Annotated in this window: 21 protein-coding genes; 12 read left to right on the top strand and 9 right to left on the bottom strand. The window is 62.6% G+C overall.

Translation table 11 applies throughout. The annotated features are described in order from the left end of the window. Positions 1 to 2 precede the first annotated feature (2 nt). Together DM813_RS19950 and DM813_RS19945 are read left to right on the top strand one after the other, a co-directional pair. Positions 3 to 821: a gamma-carboxygeranoyl-CoA hydratase gene (locus tag DM813_RS19950; RefSeq protein ID WP_128325084.1), complete on the top strand. Its 819-nt coding sequence runs from the start codon at positions 3 to 5 to the stop codon at positions 819 to 821. Beyond that, entirely contained in the window at positions 818 to 2,773 is a 1,956-nt protein-coding gene (locus DM813_RS19945) for an acetyl/propionyl/methylcrotonyl-CoA carboxylase subunit alpha (protein ID WP_128325083.1), read from the top strand. Before DM813_RS19950 ends, DM813_RS19945 begins: the two co-directional genes overlap by 4 nt. A 66-nt stretch (positions 2,774 to 2,839) precedes the next feature. On the opposite strand, the gene DM813_RS19940 is transcribed toward DM813_RS19945, so the two are convergent. Then, entirely contained in the window at positions 2,840 to 3,466 is a 627-nt protein-coding gene (locus DM813_RS19940) for a LexA family protein (protein ID WP_241653206.1), read from the bottom strand. A 164-nt stretch (positions 3,467 to 3,630) separates the two neighbouring features. Here DM813_RS19940 and DM813_RS19935 point away from each other — a divergent pair, with 164 nt between their 5' ends. From DM813_RS19935 to DM813_RS19925, 3 genes are all read left to right on the top strand, one after another. Further along, entirely contained in the window at positions 3,631 to 3,960 is a 330-nt protein-coding gene (locus DM813_RS19935; RefSeq protein WP_128325081.1) for a DUF6124 family protein, read from the top strand. Between the two features lie 452 nt (positions 3,961 to 4,412). Beyond that, positions 4,413 to 4,925 carry a DUF4880 domain-containing protein gene (locus tag DM813_RS19930; protein ID WP_128325080.1) on the top strand — a complete coding sequence of 171 codons (513 nt, stop codon included), beginning with the start codon at positions 4,413 to 4,415 and terminating at the stop codon, positions 4,923 to 4,925. 48 nt (positions 4,926 to 4,973) lie between these two features. Further along, positions 4,974 to 6,122, top strand: a complete 1,149-nt coding sequence (locus DM813_RS19925; RefSeq protein ID WP_128325079.1) for a M14 family metallopeptidase — start codon at positions 4,974 to 4,976, stop codon at positions 6,120 to 6,122. A 25-nt stretch (positions 6,123 to 6,147) separates the two neighbouring features. Here DM813_RS19925 and DM813_RS19920 read toward each other — a convergent pair whose 3' ends face one another. Both DM813_RS19920 and DM813_RS19915 read right to left on the bottom strand, forming a co-directional pair. Continuing rightward, the gene (locus DM813_RS19920; RefSeq protein WP_128325078.1) at positions 6,148 to 6,645 is read right to left on the bottom strand and encodes a PaaI family thioesterase; all 498 of its coding nucleotides are present in this window, start codon (positions 6,643 to 6,645) and stop codon (positions 6,148 to 6,150) included. 109 nt (positions 6,646 to 6,754) lie between these two features. After that, entirely contained in the window at positions 6,755 to 8,167 is a 1,413-nt protein-coding gene (locus DM813_RS19915; RefSeq protein ID WP_128325077.1) for an amino acid permease, read from the bottom strand. A 333-nt stretch (positions 8,168 to 8,500) separates the two neighbouring features. Between DM813_RS19915 and DM813_RS19910 the strand changes: the two genes are divergently transcribed. Both DM813_RS19910 and DM813_RS19905 read left to right on the top strand, forming a co-directional pair. Further along, a complete protein-coding gene (locus DM813_RS19910) occupies positions 8,501 to 9,406 on the top strand; it encodes a LysR substrate-binding domain-containing protein (RefSeq protein ID WP_128325076.1) in 906 nt (301 codons plus the stop codon). 92 nt (positions 9,407 to 9,498) lie between these two features. Continuing rightward, positions 9,499 to 10,749 carry a 2-aminoadipate transaminase gene (locus DM813_RS19905; protein WP_128325075.1) on the top strand — a complete coding sequence of 417 codons (1,251 nt, stop codon included), beginning with the start codon at positions 9,499 to 9,501 and terminating at the stop codon, positions 10,747 to 10,749. Position 10,750: 1 nt separating this feature from the next. Here the strand turns inward: DM813_RS19905 and DM813_RS19900 are convergent, their stop codons facing one another. The 4 genes from DM813_RS19900 to DM813_RS19885 all read right to left on the bottom strand — a co-directional run bounded on the left by DM813_RS19900 (position 10,751) and on the right by DM813_RS19885 (position 13,003). Beyond that, the gene (locus DM813_RS19900; protein ID WP_128325074.1) at positions 10,751 to 11,455 is read right to left on the bottom strand and encodes an anti-sigma factor; all 705 of its coding nucleotides are present in this window, start codon (positions 11,453 to 11,455) and stop codon (positions 10,751 to 10,753) included. After that, positions 11,452 to 11,994, bottom strand: coding sequence for a sigma-70 family RNA polymerase sigma factor (locus DM813_RS19895; RefSeq protein ID WP_128325073.1), 543 nt, complete (start codon positions 11,992 to 11,994; stop codon positions 11,452 to 11,454). The genes DM813_RS19900 and DM813_RS19895 overlap by 4 nt, the downstream gene beginning before the upstream one ends. 83 nt (positions 11,995 to 12,077) lie before the next feature. Further along, on the bottom strand, positions 12,078 to 12,560 hold the full coding sequence (locus tag DM813_RS19890) for a DUF3455 domain-containing protein (RefSeq protein WP_128325272.1): 483 nt from the start codon (positions 12,558 to 12,560) through the stop codon (positions 12,078 to 12,080). Positions 12,561 to 12,715: 155 nt separating this feature from the next. Further along, positions 12,716 to 13,003: a hypothetical protein gene (locus DM813_RS19885; protein WP_128325072.1), complete on the bottom strand. Its 288-nt coding sequence runs from the start codon at positions 13,001 to 13,003 to the stop codon at positions 12,716 to 12,718. Positions 13,004 to 13,158: 155 nt separating this feature from the next. On the opposite strand from DM813_RS19885, the gene DM813_RS19880 reads away from it, so the two are divergent. Beyond that, complete coding sequence (locus tag DM813_RS19880) at positions 13,159 to 13,590, top strand: hypothetical protein (protein ID WP_128325071.1); 432 nt, start codon at positions 13,159 to 13,161, stop codon at positions 13,588 to 13,590. 26 nt (positions 13,591 to 13,616) lie between these two features. Here DM813_RS19880 and DM813_RS19875 read toward each other — a convergent pair whose 3' ends face one another. Next, the gene (locus tag DM813_RS19875) at positions 13,617 to 14,561 is read right to left on the bottom strand and encodes a LysR family transcriptional regulator (protein ID WP_128325070.1); all 945 of its coding nucleotides are present in this window, start codon (positions 14,559 to 14,561) and stop codon (positions 13,617 to 13,619) included. Positions 14,562 to 14,651: 90 nt separating this feature from the next. Here DM813_RS19875 and DM813_RS19870 point away from each other — a divergent pair, with 90 nt between their 5' ends. The 4 genes from DM813_RS19870 to DM813_RS19855 are packed head-to-tail and all read left to right on the top strand — an operon-like array spanning position 14,652 to position 18,749. Then, positions 14,652 to 15,704 (top strand): Gfo/Idh/MocA family protein, encoded by a 1,053-nt coding sequence (locus tag DM813_RS19870; protein ID WP_128325069.1) that lies wholly within the window; start codon positions 14,652 to 14,654, stop codon positions 15,702 to 15,704. 44 nt (positions 15,705 to 15,748) lie between these two features. Continuing rightward, positions 15,749 to 17,143 carry an MFS transporter gene (locus DM813_RS19865; protein ID WP_128325068.1) on the top strand — a complete coding sequence of 465 codons (1,395 nt, stop codon included), beginning with the start codon at positions 15,749 to 15,751 and terminating at the stop codon, positions 17,141 to 17,143. After that, complete coding sequence (gene aroQ / locus DM813_RS19860; protein ID WP_128325067.1) at positions 17,140 to 17,583, top strand: type II 3-dehydroquinate dehydratase; 444 nt, start codon at positions 17,140 to 17,142, stop codon at positions 17,581 to 17,583. Before DM813_RS19865 ends, aroQ begins: the two co-directional genes overlap by 4 nt. Beyond that, positions 17,583 to 18,749, top strand: a complete 1,167-nt coding sequence (locus DM813_RS19855; protein WP_206617409.1) for a Gfo/Idh/MocA family protein — start codon at positions 17,583 to 17,585, stop codon at positions 18,747 to 18,749. The genes aroQ and DM813_RS19855 overlap by 1 nt, the downstream gene beginning before the upstream one ends. A gap of 1 nt (position 18,750) precedes the next feature. On the opposite strand, the gene DM813_RS19850 is transcribed toward DM813_RS19855, so the two are convergent. After that, positions 18,751 to 19,326, bottom strand: coding sequence for a DUF4174 domain-containing protein (locus DM813_RS19850; RefSeq protein ID WP_128325065.1), 576 nt, complete (start codon positions 19,324 to 19,326; stop codon positions 18,751 to 18,753).

Here is a 19,326-nt window from a genome sequence, read left to right as displayed (position 1 = left end):
CCATGAGCGACTTCACTACCCTTGAACTGATCAAGGACCCCCGTGGTTTCGCCACCCTGTGGCTGAGCCGCGAAGACAAGAACAACGCCTTCAACGCGCAGATGATCCGCGAGCTGATCCTGGCCATCGACCAGATCGCTGCCGACAACAGCCTGCGCTTTGTCCTGCTGCGCGGCCGTGGCCGTCACTTCAGCGCCGGTGCTGACCTGGCCTGGATGCAGCAATCGGCGGCGCTCGACTACAACAGCAACCTCGACGATGCCCGCGAACTGGCCGAGCTGATGTACAACCTGGCCAAGCTCAAGGTACCGAGCCTGGCCGTGGTGCAAGGCGCCGCCTTTGGCGGAGCGCTGGGCCTGATCAGCTGCTGTGACATGGCCATCGGCACCCAGGAAGCGCAGCTGTGCCTGTCGGAAGTACGCATCGGCCTGGCACCGGCGGTGATCAGCCCGTTCGTGGTCCAGGCCATGGGCGAGCGCGCCGCGCGCCGCTACGCCCTCACCGCCGAGCGTTTCAGTGGTGAACGTGCCCGTGAACTGGGCTTGCTCGCCGAAGCCTACCCGGCAGCAGATCTTGAACAACACGTCGAGCAATGGATCGACAACCTGCTGCAGAACAGCCCGCAGGCCATGCGTGCCAGCAAGGACCTGATGCGTGAAGTCGGCCACGGTGAACTGACCCCGGCCCTGCGCCGTTACTGCGAAAACGCCATTGCCCGCATCCGCGTCAGCCCCGAGGGGCAGGAAGGCCTGCGCGCCTTCCTGGAGAAACGTGCCCCGAACTGGCAGCCCGCACCGTCGAACAAGGAGCCGCGCCCATGAGCCGCACCCCGTTGACCACCCTGCTGGTTGCCAACCGCGGCGAGATTGCCTGCCGGGTCATGCGCACCGCCAAAGCCCTGGGCCTGACCACGGTGGCCGTGCACAGCGCCATCGACCGCGACGCCCGGCACAGCCGCGAAGCCGACATTCGTGTCGACCTCGGGGGTGCCAAGGCCGCCGAGAGCTACCTGGACATCGACAAACTGCTGGCGGCAGCCAAGGCCAGTGGCGCCCAGGCCATTCACCCCGGTTACGGCTTTCTCTCCGAAAACGCCGGTTTCGCTCGCGCCATCGAAGCAGCCGGGCTGATCTTCCTCGGCCCACCGGCCAGCGCCATCGACGCGATGGGCAGCAAATCGGCCGCCAAAGCGCTGATGGAAGAAGCCGGCGTGCCGCTGGTACCGGGCTACCACGGCGCCGCCCAGGACCTGGAAACCTTCCGCGCCGCGTCCGAGAAAATCGGCTACCCGGTACTGCTCAAGGCCACCGCTGGCGGGGGTGGCAAGGGCATGAAAGTGGTCGAGAGCGAAAGCCAGCTGGCCGAAGCCCTGGCCTCGGCGCAGCGCGAAGCCCAGTCGTCGTTTGGCGACGCGCGCATGCTCGTGGAGAAATACGTCCTCAAGCCGCGCCACGTGGAGATCCAGGTGTTTGCCGACCAGCACGGCAACTGCCTGTACCTCAACGAACGTGACTGCTCGATCCAGCGCCGCCACCAGAAAGTCGTTGAAGAAGCGCCAGCGCCAGGCCTCAGTGCCGCGCAGCGCCAGGCCATGGGCGAAGCTGCGGTCAAGGCAGCCCAGGCCATCGGCTACGTCGGCGCCGGCACCGTCGAGTTCCTGCTCGATGCCCGTGGCGAGTTCTTCTTCATGGAGATGAACACCCGCCTGCAGGTCGAGCATCCGGTGACCGAGGCCATCACCGGCCTGGACCTGGTGGCCTGGCAGATTCGCGTGGCCTGCGGTGAACCCCTGCCGATCACCCAGGCGCAGGTACCGCTCAACGGTCATGCCATTGAAGTGCGCCTGTACGCCGAAGACCCTGGCAATGACTTCCTTCCGGCCACCGGCCGCCTGGCGCTGTACCGCGAGTCGGCAGCGGGCGAAGGGCGGCGCGTCGACAGCGGCGTCTGTGAAGGTGACAGCATCTCGCCGTTCTACGACCCGATGCTGGGCAAACTGATCGCCTGGGGCCAGACCCGCGAACAGGCACGTCTGCGCCTGCTGGCCATGCTCGATGAATTTGCCATCGGCGGTTTGAAGACCAACATCGCCTTCCTGCGCCGTATCCTCGCCCACCCGGCCTTCGCCGAGGCCGAACTGGATACCGGTTTCATCCCGCGTTACCAGGAGCAACTGTTACCGGCAGCGCAACCGTTGCCGCCACTGTTCTGGCAAGCGGCGGGTGAAGCCTATATCCAGAGCCAACCCGTGCTGCAGCGTGCAGATGACCGCAACTCGCCCTGGGCGTCCAACAGCGGCCTGCGTGCCGGCCTGCCGGCGCACATCAGCCTGCACCTGCGTGCCGATGGCCAGGACCAGGCGGTCAACCTCAGTCACGCCAGCGCGCCTTCCCTGACGCTGCAGGGCGAGCACCTGACCGTTGAACATGACGGCCTGCGCCGCCGCCATCTGGCTATTCGCCGGGACGACACGCTGTACCTGCACTGGGACGGCGAGCTGCACGCGATCACCCGTTTCGACCCGATTGCCGAAGCCGATGCCAGCCACAGCCACCAGGGCGGCCTCAGCGCGCCCATGAACGGCAGCATCGTGCGGGTGTTGGTCGAAGTCGGTCAGGCGGTTGAAGCCGGTGCACAACTGGTGGTGCTCGAAGCCATGAAGATGGAACACAGCATCCGCGCCGCCCAGGCCGGTACGGTCAAGGCGCTGTTCTGCCAGGAAGGCGAGATGGTCAGTGAAGGTACCGTGCTGGTGGAGCTGGAAGAGGCCTGACAGCGTATTGCCTGAAGCGAACGACGACCGTGTGGGTGTAGCGGTCGTCGTTGGCTGCCGGCGCTATCAGAACTTCATCAACGCCTGCACCACCACACCCAGCACCTGTGTCTGCTCGGTGAACAATGTCTTCGGATAAGTCGGGTTCAAGGGTTTCAGGTAGCGCTGACCACCCTCCTCGATCAACTGCCGGAAAATTGCCACCGCGTTCGGCGCCTCGCGCACGATCAGCAACTTTCCAGGCTCGGCCGCAAGTCCGGTGTCGATCAGGATCAACATGCCCTCGGGCACACTCAAGCCCACCGGTGCGGTCATGGCATCGCCTTCGACACGCAACCAGAAACCACGCGCCTGCGTTGCATAGTCGCTCGACTGGCGTGGCCAGGTCGTTGCCACCGGGAGCTCGTCGATAAGCGCCCAGCTCACAATCGGGTAGCAATAGTACAGTTCGTGCGTGTGACCGTCGGCGCCGGTCATTGCCGTGGGGTGCACGGTATCGCCATACACGGCGCTGTTTTCACGCATCTGCACCGCGGCCCCTATCTGCAGCGGGCCGAATCCGACCTCAACCAGAATCTGATTGATCATGTGCAGCTTGGGCTCGCGCTCGGCACGCAACCAGTGACCCACAGCGCCTTGGGTTACACCCATTCGCTCGGCGAGTTTTTCCTGCGTGAAGTCGATTTCACGCATCCTTTCTTTAACTGCATCAGTCCACTTATCCATCGTTGGCACGATACGGACTGCCCTTCGACACTCAATACACAAATTGTAGTATTGTTCCTCACACATCAACTACAAAACGTATTAATAATGTCGGCGACGTTTGATTGCTTACTTTCAAGGCAGGTAGCCATATGAAGCAGACATATTCTGACAAGGATCTTGCACTGGATAACGAGTCACTCAGCAACTGCGACGCCGCGCGCCGAGCGCTGGACTTCTACTTGAATCCCACACCGGCAACCGACCCTGCCAACGCCTCTTGGCTGGTGCCACGCGACGACCTGAGTCAACTTCAGGCCACTGAACATGCCACCCAGTTGCTGCGCTGCGCCGCTGCCACCGCGTATGAGTCAGCCAACGGCCTGCAGGGCATGCAGCGCGACCTGGCGCTCACGGTGGTGCACATGATCAACATGGCCAAGACAGTGCTCGATCACCTGCCGGCGCAGCAGCGATCCTGAAACAAATAGAAGGTAGGCAAAACGTGGGAAGTCGCGGCAATGCCGGCGCTAGGGCGGGTCATTGCGGGAGGGAGGCCCATTCGGTAAAACTTTTTTACGGAATGAGGGAAAATTCATTTGACTTGCAAATGATAACGATTATTATTGCTCACAACTGGTCGCGAGACTGGTTGGATAACTGAAAGCCCTTAGGTCGGACTCTCAGATTATCTCCTCATCAGGCTAATCACGGTTTTTGACCCGGCTTTTTGCCGGGTCTTTTTTTTGGCTCTTCAGGCTAATGAAGGCGGGTGTTGCTTGAATGGCCGCGATGATAGCAAAGGAATGTCGCACGGTGAAGCATGTAACAATGCTTTGCAGAATTAGCACTTGAGAATCAATCTCGTTACTACTAAGCTGTTGTCGCGTCATGGAAGACGCCCCCCTTCCCCCACCCAGCAAGGAGCTTGTACATGACCCGTCTGTTGCTGCCCCTTGAGCACCATCCTCATTCCCACGACCTGACGGACGACAGCCTGCTGCTCCAGCTAAAAAAGCTGCCACGTCGTGTTCAGCAAGTGTTTCTTCTGAGTCGCCTCGACCAGCTGAGTTTCGCCGCCATCGCCAAACGTCTGGACCTTCCGGCACTGACTGTCGAGCGCCACATGAATCAGGCGCTGCAGAGCGTGTGCCCAGGCGCCGATGCACTGGCCAGCAAGGCCGGCCAGTGGTACGTGCGCTTGCAGAGTCCGCAGGTCACCGCCAGTGAGCGTATCGACTTTCGCCGCTGGCTCGACGCTGCCCCGGCACACCGTGAGGCTTTCCACGCCACCGAACTGCGCTGGCGCACCCTGTTGGGCCCGGCCCGGCAACTGGGCGTTGACGCCTGGTATCGCCAGCCACGCGCGGCCTTGTCAGTGGGCGGTTGCTCGATGGCCATCGGCCTGGCCCTGGCCGCAGTGGCAGCGATCGGTTTCTGGTCGTGAGCCAGGCGTGTAGAGTGGGCAACACAACAACTCTACAGGTGCCTGGTGATGACTGTGACGCTGCCCCCTTTGCATATCGACTGCGATTTTGATTCCGGCAATATCCTGATCAACGACGCCAGTGACCCGCGCCAGACACGCCTGGCCATTCGCCCGGACACCCACAGCGATCACTTCCAGTGGTTCCACTTCAAGGCCAGTGGCCTGACCCCGGGCCAGCAGCACAGCTTCGTGCTGGAAAACGCCGGCCAGTCTTCCTATAACCAGGCCTGGCAGGGTTATCAGGCAGTGGCCTCCTACGATCAGCAAGCCTGGTTCCGGGTGCCTACCCGCTTCGAAGGCAACGCCCTGACCTTTACCCTCGATGCCACGCAACCCCAGGCATGGTTCGCCTATTTCGAGCCCTACTCGCGCGCCCGCCACAACCAGTTGATCGAACGCGCCCGTTCCCTGCCCGGTGTCGAACTGATCGCCACCGGCCGCAGCGTCGAAGGCCGTGACATCCCCTTGCTGCGCGCAGGCGACGGCGCAGCGGGCAATCGCAAGCTCTGGATCATCGCCCAGCAGCATCCGGGTGAGCACATGGCTGAATGGTTCATGGAAGGCGTGATCGACCGCCTGGCGCACAACGACCCGACGCTGCAGGCGTTGCTGCAGCGCGCCGACCTCTACCTGATCCCCAACATGAACCCTGATGGCGCCTTCCGCGGTCACCTGCGCACCAACTTCGCCGGCCAGGACCTCAACCGTGCGTGGCAGAACGCAAGCATCGACAAGAGCCCGGAAGTGTTCTTCGCTCAGTCGCAAATGAAGCAACACGGTGTCGACCTGTTCCTCGACATCCATGGCGACGAAGAAATCCCCCATGTGTTCACCGCCGGCTGCGAAGGCAACCCGGGTTACACCGAGCGCCTGGCCGGCCTGGAAAAAGCCTTCCGTGACAAGCTGTGCGCACGCACGGAAGACTTCCAGCAGGTGCACGGCTACCCGCGCTCGGCACCGGGGCAGGCCAACCTGACCCTGGGCGCCAACAGCGTCGGCCAGGCCTATGAGTGCCTGTCGCTGACCCTGGAAATGCCGTTCAAGGACCACGACGACGCGCCCAACCCGCAGACCGGATGGAATGGTCGTCGTTCGAAGGACCTGGCTGACGCCGTGGTGGATGTGCTGGAGCAGATGGTCGATACCTTGCGCTAAGCGGCATCGACCGCCCTGGCTTGCTTCAAGCCTGACCGTGGGCCTTGTGCTTGAGCTTCTCGGTGTCGACCCGCACGAACACCGAGTCGGCAGTCACGGTCAGGACATCGCCCGCCCACACCTCGCAGATCACCCGGCTCTTGCGCCCTACTTCGCCTTCGACCCGGGCCTTGAGCAGCAGCTCGACGCCCATTGGGGTTGGCTTGAGGTAAGTCAGGTTCAATTGCCCGGTCACGCAGTCCAACCGCGGCAGGCTACCGGGTTCGCGGCCTTCGGCACGGTAGTGGTAGGCCATGGCCGTCCAGTTGGAGTGGCAATCGACCAGCATCGCCAGCAGGCCGCCGTACACCAGCCCCGGCCAACCGAGAAAGGTGCTGTCCGGCGAATGCCGGCAAACCAGATGAACACCGTCTTCGTCCCAATGACTTTTCACATGCAGGCCACTGGGATGGGAACAACCGCAGCCATAGCAAACGCCTTCGGGCGCGGCCAGTTCCTGGAGGGATAACAGGTGGTTACTCATAAGCTTCCTGATTGTCTGTTTTGGAGGGAAAGCGCAGGCCGATAGTAACGCCATGTAACGCAAAAGCCCATGAACAGGTCATGGGCTTTTTCATGCGCAAAGGTGCAGGCTAGGCGCCTTTGCCCGTTACTGCCGGGTGCCCTGCCAGGGCGCTGGTCGCGGATTTGCGCCGGGTCAGTGAGATCAGCAGGATGGCCAGGGTGACGCCTGCGGTCATCAGGGTTTCGTAGCGGTAGGCCGGGCTGATCAGCATGTAGCCCAGCACCATGACAATCACGCCGATCACCAGCCAGGTGAGCCAGGGGAACAGCCACATCTTGAAGGCCAGTTCGGTGCCGGCACGGTCGGTGATGGCGCGCATGCGCAGCTGCGACACGGCAATCACCAGGTACACCAGCAGCGCGATTGCACCGGTGGTCGAGAGCAGAAAACCGAAGACCTTGCCCGGGAATACATAGTTGACCAGGCAACCGGCGAACCCGGCGAAAGTCGAGAGGATCACCGCCACCGTCGGCACGCCATTGCCGGAAATACGCTTGGTCATCGGCAGCGCTTCACCCCGCGAGCCCAGCGAGTAGAGCATCCGCGATGCGGTGTACAAGCCCGAGTTCATGCAACTGGTCACTGCCACCAAGACCACCAGATCGACCAGCAACTTGGCCCCCGGTACATTCAGTACCTCCAGCACGCGCTGGAACGAGCCCACCGATTTGAGCCCCGGATCGTTCCAGGCCACCAGCGACACGATAAAGAAGATCGACACGATGTAGAAAATCGCGATGCGGTAGACCACAAGGTTGGTGGCCTTGCGGATCTTGTCTTTCGGGTTGGCGGTTTCGTCGGCCGCGATGGTGACGATCTCGGCACCGAAAAACGAAAAGATGGTCACCAGCACGCCGCCCAGCACCGCGCCAAAGCCATTGGGCATGAAGCCACCGTTGGCCCACAGCTGGCTGACGCCGGAGGTCTGTTGCGCCAGCGGCCACACCCCGAACACCGCCAGGGTACAGACGACAATGAACGCCAGGATCGCCAAGACCTTGATCAGGGCGAACCAGTATTCGAATGCACCAAAGTTCTTCACGCTGATCAGGTTGGTGCCCGACAGCACGACCATGATCAGAAAGGCGAACAACCAGGACGGCACAGCCGGGAAATAGGCATGAAGGATGTCAGCGCCGGCGATGGCCTCGACCGGAATGATCAGCACCCAGAACCACCAGTACAGCCAGCCAATGGTGAAGCCGGCCCAGGGGCCGATGGCCTGGCTGGCGTAGGTGGAAAACGAGCCGCTGTCGGGATTGGCAATCGCCATTTCACCGAGCATGCGCATCACCAGCAGCACCAGCAGGCCGGTCATGGTGTAGGAAATGAGAATGGCCGGACCGGCGGTGGCAATGGCTGTGGATGACCCGATGAAAAGTCCTGCGCCGATGATGCCGGCAATGGAGATCATCGACACCTGACGCGAGGTCAGGCCGTGCTGCAGCGAGCGCTGTTTCTTTTGTTCTAGCGATGCCATGTTCAACCCTCAACTGGGTAGGTCGGCGACGAATGCCTCACCGACAGAAATAGAGCAGAAATTATTATTGGACGTGGTAACGGTTGTTATTTTAAGTGGCCCGTACCCAACCGAATAAAATAGTCCTCCGGTGCATAGTTAATTAACTTTCAAGCAGCACATAACGGCCAGTTAGTTGCACTGACAATGGCGACCTGGTTACTGCGAATTTCAGTTGAAATCCTTGATGCGGATCAGTATTAATCTAGAGGAGTGACGGCTACAAACGACCTTTTAGAAGCACATGATTCCCTTACGGAATGACCTCACGCCTTTTCCGCTGGATTACCCGCCATGTCCAAACGCCTGATGCCTTCCACCACCGCCCTGCAGTGCTTTGAAGCTGCCGCCCGGCACTTGAGCTTTACCCGCGCCGCCCAGGAGCTGCACCTGACCCAGAGCGCCGTGAGCAAGCAGGTCGCCCAGCTCGAGGACATGCTCAGCCATCCGCTGTTCCAGCGCATTCGGCGGCGCCTGCACCTGACACCGGCCGGCGGCCTGTACCTGGCCGAAGTGAACAAGATCCTGGTGCAACTGGACATGTCGAGCCGCTACATCCTCAGCTATGGCGGCGAGACCGAAGTGTTGCGCATCGCCACCCAGCCGACCTTTGGCGAGCGCTGGCTGGTGCCCAACCTCAAGGGCTTTGGCGACTGCCACCCACGCATTCACCTGGACATACGCAATGCCCTGGAACCCTTCGACCTGATCCAGGCCAAGGCCGATATCGCGTTTTTCTTCGGCCAGGGCACCTGGCCCGGCGCCACCTGCATCGAACTGTTCAACGAGACCGTGGTGCCGGTGTGCTCACCGCAGTTGCTGAGCCAGCACCGTTTCGACAGCGCCGGCGCCCTGGTTGAGCACCGCCTGCTGCAGTGCACCTCGCGCCCCGAGGCGTGGCACGAATGGTTCCAGGGCCAGGGCCTGCACAGCGAGAACAGCTACCACGGCCCGCGCTTCGACACCTTTTCCATGTGCATACGCGCCGCACAAGCCGGCTGCGGCATTGCCCTGATCCCGCATTACCTGGTGGCCGAGGAACTGGCCGAAGGCAAACTGGTGATTGCCTGGCAGCATGCCAAGCCCAGCGAAGGCTCACACTTCATCGCTCACGCCGAACATGCCGCCGAAGTACCCAAGGTGCGTGCGTTCGTGCAATGGATCAGGCAACGGGTGCAACAACAGGCACTACATTCATAATTTCAGGAATGACTGCAATCATTTAATTCGTTTGCACCAGGGCCGCTGCGCTCGCTTAGATACCGGCATAACTTGCCGGAGCGCGCGTGCATATGAATCACGATTTTATCAGCCAATCGATTTCAGTCGTTCACCCGATAACCCTGAGCCACGGTAATAATGCGCAAGTCTGGGATACTGCGGGTAAACGCTACATTGATTTTGTCGGGGGTATTGGCGTATTGAACCTGGGGCATTGTCACCCCGGTATTGTTGCCGCCATACAACATCAAGCGACTCGCCTTACCCACTACGCCTTCAATGCCGCAGGGCATGAGCCCTACATCGAACTGATGCGTCGCCTGGCCGACTTCGTGCCGCTGTCTTACCCGCTAAGTGGAATGCTCACCAACAGCGGCGCCGAAGCCGCCGAAAACGCGCTGAAGATCGTCCGCGGTGCTACCGGTAAATCGGCAATCATCGCTTTTGACGGCGGCTTTCATGGGCGTACCCTGGCCACCCTGAACCTCAACGGCAAAGTGGCGCCGTACAAGCAGCGCGTCGGCCTGTTGCCAGGGCCGGTGTATCACCTGCCCTACCCGAGCGCAGACACCGGGGTAACCAGCGATCAGGCCCTGCAGGCGCTGGAACGCTTGTTCAGTGTGGAAATCGACGTGAACGAAGTGGCCGCGGTGATCTTTGAACCGGTGCAGGGCGAAGGCGGCTTTCTGGCCATGGAGCCGGCGTTTGCCCAGGCGCTGCGCCGTCTCTGCGATGCCCACGGGATCCTGATGATTGTCGATGAAATCCAGTCCGGCTTCGGCCGCACCGGCCAGCGCTTTGCTTTCCCGCGCCTGGGCATCGAACCGGACCTGTTGTTGCTGGCCAAAAGCATCGCTGGCGGCATGCCGCTGGGCGCCGTGGTCGGGCGCAAGGCCCTGCTCGACAGCCTGCCCAAAGGCGGCCTAGGCGGCACCTACTCGGGTAACCCGATGGCCTGCGCCGCTGCACTGGCAACCCTGGAGGCCATGACCGACGCCAACCTCGCCACCTGGGGTGAGCAGCAGGAAACGGCGATTGTCAGTCGCTACCAACGCTGGCAGGCGAAAAATCTCTCGCCTTACCTGGGACGCCTGACAGGCACCGGCGCCATGCGCGGTATCGAGCTGGTCGATGCCAAGGGCGCCCCCGCCCCTGCACAGCTTGCACAACTGCTGGCGGCAGCCAGGAACGCCGGGCTGCTACTGATGCCCAGCGGCAAGGCGCGGCACATCATCCGCCTGCTCGCACCGCTGACCATTGAACCGGCGGTGCTCGAAGAAGGCCTGGACATTCTCGAGCGGTGCCTGGCGCAGCTGGTCTGAATCAGATCACCTTCACCGCCCGGCCAATGAACTGGATCGGCCCGGTCGGTTTGCCGGTTGGCGAGCCACCGCGCCCTTCGAGGGTCAACTCGAACAGTTGGTTAGGCTCCAGTGGCGGCAGCGTGTCCAGAGGGATCTGCAGGGTCTGGCCAGGCTTGACCAGGCCCAGGGACACAGGCGCCTGCCACTGCTCGCCTTTGGTCCAGAACTGCAGGGACTTGTCAGGCGGCACCTCAACCACACCCAAGGGAATCAGTTGCATGTTCTGCCGCTCGCCGGCCTGAATCACCCAGCCGGGGGCGTTGCTCTGAGGCGCCACCAGCACCACGAGGTAAGTCGGTGCGCTGACCGGTGGTGCGCGCAGCAGCAATACGCCAAGCACCAGGCAAGCGCTCACCGCTAGCGCAGTCAACCCACGCCACAACGCCAGCCGATCCCACCAGTTGATGCGCTCAACCAGTTGCAGGCCCTCCACACTATCGACGATTCGCGGCCAGACGCCGGCAGGCGGCGGCGTGGGTGCTGCCAGTTCGGTCAACGGCAACAAGCGTTGTTCCCAGGCGTCGACTGCTGCCTGCAACGCGGGATCATGGTCCAGGCGCTGCTCTATTTCCGCCCGCGGCCCGGCGGCCAGCGTGCCCAGCACATACTCGGCGGCCAGCAGGTCCCTTTCATCCTGAGTGGCGTTGTCCAGGTCGTCTTTCATTGCAGGCACTCGCGCAAAGCAGCCAGGCTGCGCTTGATCCAGGCTTTCACCGTACCCAGCGGCGCGTCGAGGTGCCGGGCGATCTGGGCGTGGGAAAAGCCGTCGACGTAAGCATGCACAATGCAGGCACGCCGCTCAGCCGGGAGTTTTTCCAGGCACTGCTGCAGACGTGACGACGGCAGGTGTTGCGCACATTCGGCAGCCTCTGCGCACGGCTGTTCCAGCGCCGCATCATCACTGACTTCACGCTGCTGCTGACGCAGCGCGTTGAGCGCCAGGTGTCGGGTGACACTGTACATCCAGCCCCGACCGCTGCCGCGTTGCGCATCAAAACCTGCAGCGCCCGTCCAGATGCGCAAGAAGGCATCATGCAACAGGTCTTCAGCCACGGCAGGTTCACGCACCAGGCGCAACAACACACCGTAGAGCCGCGCCCCTTCCTGTTGATACAACCGACGCAGGGCCTGACGCTCGCCACGTGCGCACGCGGCCAGCTGCGCCTCATAATCGAAAGGGGGCTCGGGTAATGACACAGGCATCCGCCGTCACAGGGTGGTTGTCCCCCTCAACGAGGGGGTGCTTGGCAGTTGCAGCGTAGTCGACTTTCGCTGCCCGCACGGCCCTACTGGGCCGCCCAGAAGATATAGTCGGCCTGGTAGTCGACTTGCTCGCGCTGGCCCTTTTGTGCCACCCCGCAAGCACTGCTCGGTGCCACCCCGCCTTTGAGGGCCACGCGCTGGATATAGGTAACGCCCGTCATCGCCCCCTGCCCTTCAGCCGGATTGGCCTTGACCAGTTGATATGGCAGGTTGCCCGGGCTTGAAGGCGCCACCGCCAGTTGCGTGCCAGTGACTTTCGACCCGTCCTTGGCCTGCCAGGTGGCAGGCGGGCCGAAATAGCTACCCACGGCCTTGCCGCTGCGGTCTCGAAGCTGCGCCTTGGGGCCAACGAATACCCACTCGGTCTGACCGGGCATGTCGGCCTTGTCACGGCATTCGTAGGTGATTTCACCAACACCGACGGTTTCCAGGGCGACTTTGTGGCCGTCGGGCACATTGATACTGTCAGGCAAGGCTGTGGCAGCCTGAACCGCCGACAGCGGCATCAGGCAGGCACAGGCAAAGGCGGCACAGGTCAGGTTGAAGCGGTTCTGGCGGCTCATGGCATTGCTCCGTAACAGGCAAGGGGATGGCAGCAACAGGTGCTGCTACCGGTACTACCCGCCAGAACGGAAAACGGATGCAGGCCAATCAAAATAAATTACAGGCCCAGCTCCTGTGGGGTGAGCATGTCGCACTCAAATGCGATCCAGCCACCTTCGAGCTCGGCATGGCCATTGACGATCGGGCCGTAGTAGCTCAAGCCGTTGTCCAGGGTCACGCAGATGTGCGTGGCCTTGTCGGGCGCCGCCAGGGTGCCGACAAAGTGGACCTTTTTCAGGGTCTCGGTGACTGCCTCAAGACCGACCCGGATCGCGACGTTCTCCACCGCTTCGACGTCTTCGTGCAGGTCGTCGCTGACGGTCACGGTGGCTGTGTAGTTGTACATGCTTGAACTCCAACGACGGGTAAATCGGCGTCTGCTGACGCACGCGGGCGCCTAGGGTAATGGAGTGTCACGGAAAAATCCCGTCTGCTTCGACATCCGGCAGCGGCAAACACTGGTATTGTGCGCCCCCGCCAAGACTATTCAGGGAATATACATTGACCGCTGAACAACACCTGACCTCGGACCTATTCGAAGTCGACAAACGCCTGGGCCTCAAGCCTGTGGTGGATTTCAACGCCTACCTGGAAAAGGCCTTCGGTGCCGGTCCCTGCCGCTGCAGCCGCTGCCTGGCCACTGCAGGTGACGAGGCCGGCTACACCCACGCGCACAGCTTCGACTTCGCCGGCCAGGTCGTGCATCGACGCTTCGCCACCACCGCAGGCAGCGACGTACTGCTGGTGCTGAAAAAAGCCTGGTTGTCGTACACAAAAAACGACCTGCCGGCCCTTGGCAGCCTCGACCGCGATACCCTGCTCGCCTTCGTCGAACCGGCCCTGCACAAGCGCCTGCTGCCGCTGCTGCTGGCCAGCGGGCTGGTCAAGGAAGTAGATGGACAGTGGTTGTTGCAAGCGCAAGCGGGCGACTGACAAGCGCTAACCAACGGTTTGCGCCCTTAGTTGTCGACGGCCAACGCATAGGGCCCCTGCGCCAATTGCTCGCGCAGAAATGCCACACAGCTGCGCACTTTCGCCGAGCTGCTCGAACGTGCGGCCGTCACCGCCCAGACATCGGCGGGCTGGTAATGGCTGGGCAGCACCCGCACCAGTGAACCGTCCACGAGGTTGCCGACCACGTCCCAGTACGACGCCATGATGATGCCGTGGCCATCCAGCGCCCACTGGCGAACAATGTCGCTGTGGTTGGCGGCCATGGGGCCGGTGACCTTGACCGTTTCGGCGCCGCCGGGGCCGGTCAGGCGCCACACCCCGAAGCGGTCGTCGCGGCTGCGAAACAACAGGCAATCGTGCTGCGCCAGCTCTGCCGCCACCCGCACCGGCCCGCGCCGCGCCAGATAATCGGGGGCGGCGGCCAGCACGCGCTTGTTTTCGACCATGCGATGGGCAATCAGGTGCTTTTCCTGAACTTCGCCCACGCGGACATCGATGTCGAAATTCTCACCGATCAGGTCGACGCGGCGGTCCATCAGTTCCAGCCAGATGTCCAGATCAGGATGGCGCTTGCGCAGCATCGACAGAATCGGCGCCACGTGCTCGCGGCCCAGGCGCAGGCTGGTGCTGATGCGCAAGGTGCCGCGCGGCTCGCTGAGCGCCCCGGACAACGACTCCAGCATCGACTCGACGTTCTCGAGAATTTTCTGCGCCCAGGCAAACGCCGCCTCGCCATCACTGGTGATGTTCACCCGCCGGGTGGTGCGGTTGAACAGCTTGACCCCAAGCAGCGTCTCCAGGGTGGCGATGCGCTTGCTGACATGGGCCGGTGACAGGCCCGTTTCGGTCGCCGCGGCGATAAAACTCGAACGCCGGGCCACCTCGCAGAACAGCTGCAGGTCACGCAGCAGCGGCTCATTATTCGCTATCAGCGCATTCTGAATCTTCATTCGCCCCGATTATCTCCCCAGTGTTTTTTATTAGCCTCTCATAAACCGTCTTCGCGGTCTGCTTTTACCCACAAGAACAATGAGAGTCCCATGAACCCACTGCGCATCGCCGTTGCCGGTGCCGGCCTGATCGGCCGCCGCCACATCGAACTGATTCAGGCCAGCAATGCCTGCCGCCTGTGTGCCCTGGTCGACCCGGCGCCGGGCGCGGCCGAACTGGCCCAGGCTGCTGGTGTGCCGCTGTATACGTCGCTGCAGCAGCTGTTCGCCGAGCAGCGTCCGGACGGGGTGATCCTTGCCACGCCCAACCACCTGCATGTCGAGGGTGCGTTGGCCTGTGTCGAACAGGGGGTGGCGGCCTTGATCGAGAAGCCGGTGGCGCACACCCAGGAACAGGGCAAGCGTTTGCTGGCCGTTGCCGAGCAAGGCGACGCACGCCTGCTGGTCGGCCATCACCGGGCCCACAGTGCGATCCTCGCCAAAGCCCGCGAAGTGATCGCCGAAGGGCTGCTGGGCGACCTGGTGGCGGTCATGGGCAGTGCCCTGTTCTACAAGCCCGACGACTATTTCAACGCCGCGCCCTGGCGCCGCCAGGCTGGTGGCGGCCCGGTGCTTATCAACCTGATCCACGAGATCGGCAATTTGCGTTCGCTATGCGGTGAAATCACCGCCGTGCAGGCCCAGGCCTCAAACGCCACCCGCGGCTTTGCCGTGGAAGACAGCGTGGCCATCAGCCTGCGCTTTGCCAGCGGTGCCCTGGGCACCTTCATGCTCTCGGACACCGCCGCCTGCGCCCGCAGCTGGGAGCAGACCGCGCGCGAGAACCTCGATTACCCAAGCTACGACGACGAGGACTGCTACGTGATCGCCGGCACCCGTGGCTCGCTGTCGATCCCGACCATGCGCCTGAAGTACTACGAGCAGCGCGAACACCGCTCCTGGTGGAAACCCTTCAACACCGCCATCGCGCCGCTGGAGCAGGCCGACCCGCTGCAGCGCCAGCTGACGCACTTCTGCCAGGTGATTCGCGGCGAGGCCAAACCGCTGGTGACGGTGCGCGACGGCCTGCGCAACCTGCAGATCGTCGAGGCCATCAGCCAGGCGGCGCACAGCGGTCGGCTCGTCGATACCACATCGCTGTAACCCCCTGTTGCACCTCCATAACAACAACAAACGGAGACACGCCAATGGCCAATCATGCCGATGGGCTGCACGCTGCAAAGCAAACCAAAAAGGCCACTGCCAGTGGCTGGGTCGGTTCGGCCCTGGAGTACTACGACTTTTTCATCTACGCCCAGGCGGCGGCGCTGATTTTTCCGCAGGTGTTCTTCCCTTCAAGCGACCCCAAGGTGGCGATCATCGCCTCGCTGGCGACCTATGGCGTGGGCTATCTGGCGCGTCCGGTCGGGGCGTTTTTCCTCGGTCACTGGGGCGATACCCGGGGTCGCAAGAATGTCTTGCTGCTGTGCATGTTCCTCATGGGCCTGGCCACGGTAGCAGTCGGCCTGCTGCCTACCTACAACCAGATCGGCTACTGGGCACCGGCGTTGCTGGTAGTGCTGCGCCTGATCCAGGGCTTTGCCGTGGCCGGTGAAATCGCCGGGGCCAGCTCGATGATCCTAGAGCATGCGCCACCAGGGCGGCGCGGCTTTTTTGCCAGTTTCACCCTGCAGGGCGTGCAGGCCGGTCAAGTACTGGCTGCGGCGATTTTCCTGCCCCTGGCCTACTTTATGCCCGAAGACGCTTTCAACAGCTGGGGCTGGCGCATTCCGTTCCTGCTCAGCGCCGCCGTGCTGATCGCCGCGTTCATCATTCGTCGCGAAGTCGAAGAACCCGAAGCCTTCACCCGCAAGGTCAACCCGCAGCTGCCACAACGCTCGCCGATCCGCGATGCATTCAAGTACAGCTGGCGCGGCATGCTGGTGGTGCTCGGGGTGTCGCTGATGAACGTGATCCCGGTGGTGACCACCGTGTTTGGTGCCGCCTACGCCGTGCAGCCCGCCTATGGCGTGGGCTTCGACAAGAGCGTGTATCTGTGGATTCCGGTGGTGGGCAACATTGTCGCGGTGCTGGTGATTCCTTTTGTCGGCAACCTTTCCGACCGCATCGGCCGGCGCCCGCTGATCATCGGCAGTGCACTGGGATGCGGCCTGATGTCGTTCCTGTACCTGTACGCCATCAGCCTGCACAACCTGCCGCTGGCCTTTGCCGCCTCGCTGCTGATGTGGGGCACGATCTACCAGGGCTACAACGCGATCTTCCCGAGCTTCTTCCCTGAACAGTTCCAGACCCACTACCGGGTGTCGGCCATGGCCATCGCCCAGAACGTCGGCTACATGTTCACCGCCCTGCTCCCGGCCCTGTTCACCGCTGTCGCGCCACCCGGCTCAGACAACGTGCCTTTGCTGATCGGCAGCATCACCTGCCTGGTGACCGCCATCTCGGCGATTGCTGCCTGGAGTGCACCGGAAACCTACCGCACGCCGCTGGACCAGCTCGGCCGCCACGACGCCGTGGCCCTGGACAAACCCACCTATGACGCTATTCGCGCCACCTCACTGACAGGAAGCCTACGCCCATGACCACCTTGCTCGTACTCAACGGCCCTAACCTGAACATGCTCGGGCTGCGTCAGCCCGAGGTCTACGGCCGGGAAACACTTGCCGATGTGCAGCACCTGTGCGAGCAGGCTGCCAGCCGCCGGGACCTTGCCCTGGAGTTTCAGCAAACCAACCATGAAGGGCAGATGATCGACTGGATTCATCAGGCCCGTGGCCGGGTTGCCGGCATTGTCATCAACCCCGGTGCCTGGACCCACACCTCGGTAGCCATCCATGACGCGTTGATCGCCGCCGAAGTGCCGGTGATCGAAGTGCACATCTCCAACGTCCACCGCCGCGAAGCGTTCCGTCATCACTCCTACGTGTCGTTGGTGGCCAAGGCCGTGCTGGCAGGCTTTGGCACTCACGGCTACGTATTGGCGATCGAGCACTTCGCCCGTCTGCTGCAAGGAGCTGAATGATGAAAACACTGGCTAACCCCACACAGCGCCTGCGCCTGGGATTTATCGGCGGCGGCCTGGAGTCGTCGATTGGCGCCACCCACCGCTACGCCGCGCACCTGGATGGGCACTTCGAACTGGTGGCCGGCGTGTTCGCCCGCGATCAGCAACGCAACCAGGCCGCCGCCCAGGCCTACGGGGTTGATCCGGACCGGGTGTATGCCGACTTCCAGGCGATGGCGCGCGCCGAAGCCGAGCGCGCCGATGGCATCCAGGCGGTGGCGATCATGGCCCCCAACGCCGTGCACGTACCGGCGAGCCTGGCCTTTCTGCAACAGGGCATCGATGTGATCTGCGACAAGCCCCTGGCCACTGACCTTAATGAAGCCCGCAGCCTGCTTGCCGAATCACGCCATGGCCCGGCCCTGCACCTGCTGACCCACAACTACAGCGGCTACCCGATGATTCGCGAAGCCCGCGACCTGATCGCCCGGGGTGCTATCGGCGACGTGCGCCTGGTTCAAGTCGAACATGCCAGTGCCTTCGGCACGCACCCGCTGGAGCAGCAAGGCAGCAAGGCGCTGGCCTGGCGCACCGATCCGGGCCAGGCGGGTACGTCATCGGTACTGGGCGACGTGGGCGTGCATGCCCATCAGTTGCTGCGCTTTGTCACCGGCCAGGAAGTCAGCGAAGTCTCGGCAGAGCTCAGCACCCTGGTACCGGGCCGCCGTTCTGACGACAACGCCCACGTAAAATTGCGCCTCAGCGGTGGCGGGCGCGGCATGCTCTGGGCCAGTTTTGTCGCCGCCGGGCATCGTCATGGCCTGCAGATCCGGGTGTTCGGCTCAACCGGCTCGCTGTACTGGCATCAGGAAGAACCGGAGCGCCTGGAACTGCGTCATCAGGATCAGCCGCACCAGATTCTGCGCCGTGGCGAAGCCTGGCTCAGTGACGCGGCAAAACAGGCTACGCGGATCAAGGCAGGCCAGCCCGAAGGCCTGCTGGAAGCATTTGCCAACGTCTACAGCGATGCCGCCGAGCTGATCAGGGCGCGCCGCGAACAACGCCCCAGCGCACCACTGGCACGCCTGTGCGCGACAGCCGAAGACGGTCTGCTGGGGATGGTGTTCATTGATGCCTGCGTACGCTCCAACGAGGCTCAGGGGCGCTGGACTTCGCTGGACTGATTCAGTCTTCCAGCGGCTTGGGCGGTGCAGCGGGCTTGGCGGGTTTGGCCGGTTTTTCGGCCTTGCCCGGTTTGCCATCGGCTGCAGGCTTGCCGGCAGCCTGCTTCTGTTCCGCCACGGTCGGCGCGACGATGGCCTTTTCTGCCTCGGGCAAGGCATCGACGGCAGCAAAAATAGCGCTGGGTTCAACGGTACCGGTGTGCTCGATGCGGTGTTTTTCACCATCTTTGCCCACCAGTACCACCTGGGTCACCACGGTGTCGGCGGCACTGAACTTGAACTCGCGGATCAAGGCCATCGTGGCCTGTTGATCGAGGTACTTGTCTTCGCGCTTACCCATCATGCCGGCGATGCTGTACAGCACCAGGTTGCGCTTTTCGAACTCACCCTTGGTGGCCGGGTCCTTCAACGCCTGGTCCAGATTTCTGAGGGTCGGGTCGGCGGTACTCGGCGCAATCACGATCAACGGCCGGGCCTTGTACAGATCCTGCTCCAGGGGGGAGGGATCACTGTTGGCCGCCAGGACGGGGCCTGCAATGGCCAACACAGTGGCAAGGGTCAGTGACCGTATGAGCAT

This window comes from Pseudomonas alkylphenolica (assembly GCF_004025535.1).
Classification (GTDB): Bacteria; Pseudomonadota; Gammaproteobacteria; order Pseudomonadales; family Pseudomonadaceae; genus Aquipseudomonas; species Aquipseudomonas alkylphenolica_A.
This window is presented reverse-complemented; position numbering and strand designations above follow the sequence as displayed.

Excerpts from the sequence above, each read along its gene's own strand:
- DM813_RS19885 (WP_128325072.1), bottom strand. The coding sequence starts at position 13,003 with ATGTACAACTACACAGCCACCGTGACCGTCAGCGACGACCTGCACGAA.
- DM813_RS19905 (WP_128325075.1), top strand. The coding sequence starts at position 9,499 with ATGAATCACGATTTTATCAGCCAATCGATTTCAGTCGTTCACCCGATA.
- DM813_RS19930 (WP_128325080.1), top strand. The coding sequence starts at position 4,413 with ATGACCCGTCTGTTGCTGCCCCTTGAGCACCATCCTCATTCCCACGAC.
- DM813_RS19890 (WP_128325272.1), bottom strand. The coding sequence starts at position 12,560 with ATGCCGCTGTCGGCGGTTCAGGCTGCCACAGCCTTGCCTGACAGTATC.
- DM813_RS19915 (WP_128325077.1), bottom strand. The coding sequence starts at position 8,167 with ATGGCATCGCTAGAACAAAAGAAACAGCGCTCGCTGCAGCACGGCCTG.
- DM813_RS19895 (WP_128325073.1), bottom strand. The coding sequence starts at position 11,994 with ATGCCTGTGTCATTACCCGAGCCCCCTTTCGATTATGAGGCGCAGCTG.
- DM813_RS19855 (WP_206617409.1), top strand. The coding sequence starts at position 17,583 with ATGAAAACACTGGCTAACCCCACACAGCGCCTGCGCCTGGGATTTATC.
- DM813_RS19940 (WP_241653206.1), bottom strand. The coding sequence starts at position 3,466 with ATGCGTGAAATCGACTTCACGCAGGAAAAACTCGCCGAGCGAATGGGT.
- DM813_RS19925 (WP_128325079.1), top strand. The coding sequence starts at position 4,974 with ATGACTGTGACGCTGCCCCCTTTGCATATCGACTGCGATTTTGATTCC.
- DM813_RS19875 (WP_128325070.1), bottom strand. The coding sequence starts at position 14,561 with ATGAAGATTCAGAATGCGCTGATAGCGAATAATGAGCCGCTGCTGCGT.
- aroQ (WP_128325067.1), top strand. The coding sequence starts at position 17,140 with ATGACCACCTTGCTCGTACTCAACGGCCCTAACCTGAACATGCTCGGG.
- DM813_RS19935 (WP_128325081.1), top strand. The coding sequence starts at position 3,631 with ATGAAGCAGACATATTCTGACAAGGATCTTGCACTGGATAACGAGTCA.
- DM813_RS19900 (WP_128325074.1), bottom strand. The coding sequence starts at position 11,455 with ATGAAAGACGACCTGGACAACGCCACTCAGGATGAAAGGGACCTGCTG.
- DM813_RS19910 (WP_128325076.1), top strand. The coding sequence starts at position 8,501 with ATGTCCAAACGCCTGATGCCTTCCACCACCGCCCTGCAGTGCTTTGAA.
- DM813_RS19950 (WP_128325084.1), top strand. The coding sequence starts at position 3 with ATGAGCGACTTCACTACCCTTGAACTGATCAAGGACCCCCGTGGTTTC.
- DM813_RS19870 (WP_128325069.1), top strand. The coding sequence starts at position 14,652 with ATGAACCCACTGCGCATCGCCGTTGCCGGTGCCGGCCTGATCGGCCGC.
- DM813_RS19865 (WP_128325068.1), top strand. The coding sequence starts at position 15,749 with ATGGCCAATCATGCCGATGGGCTGCACGCTGCAAAGCAAACCAAAAAG.
- DM813_RS19945 (WP_128325083.1), top strand. The coding sequence starts at position 818 with ATGAGCCGCACCCCGTTGACCACCCTGCTGGTTGCCAACCGCGGCGAG.
- DM813_RS19920 (WP_128325078.1), bottom strand. The coding sequence starts at position 6,645 with ATGAGTAACCACCTGTTATCCCTCCAGGAACTGGCCGCGCCCGAAGGC.
- DM813_RS19850 (WP_128325065.1), bottom strand. The coding sequence starts at position 19,326 with ATGCTCATACGGTCACTGACCCTTGCCACTGTGTTGGCCATTGCAGGC.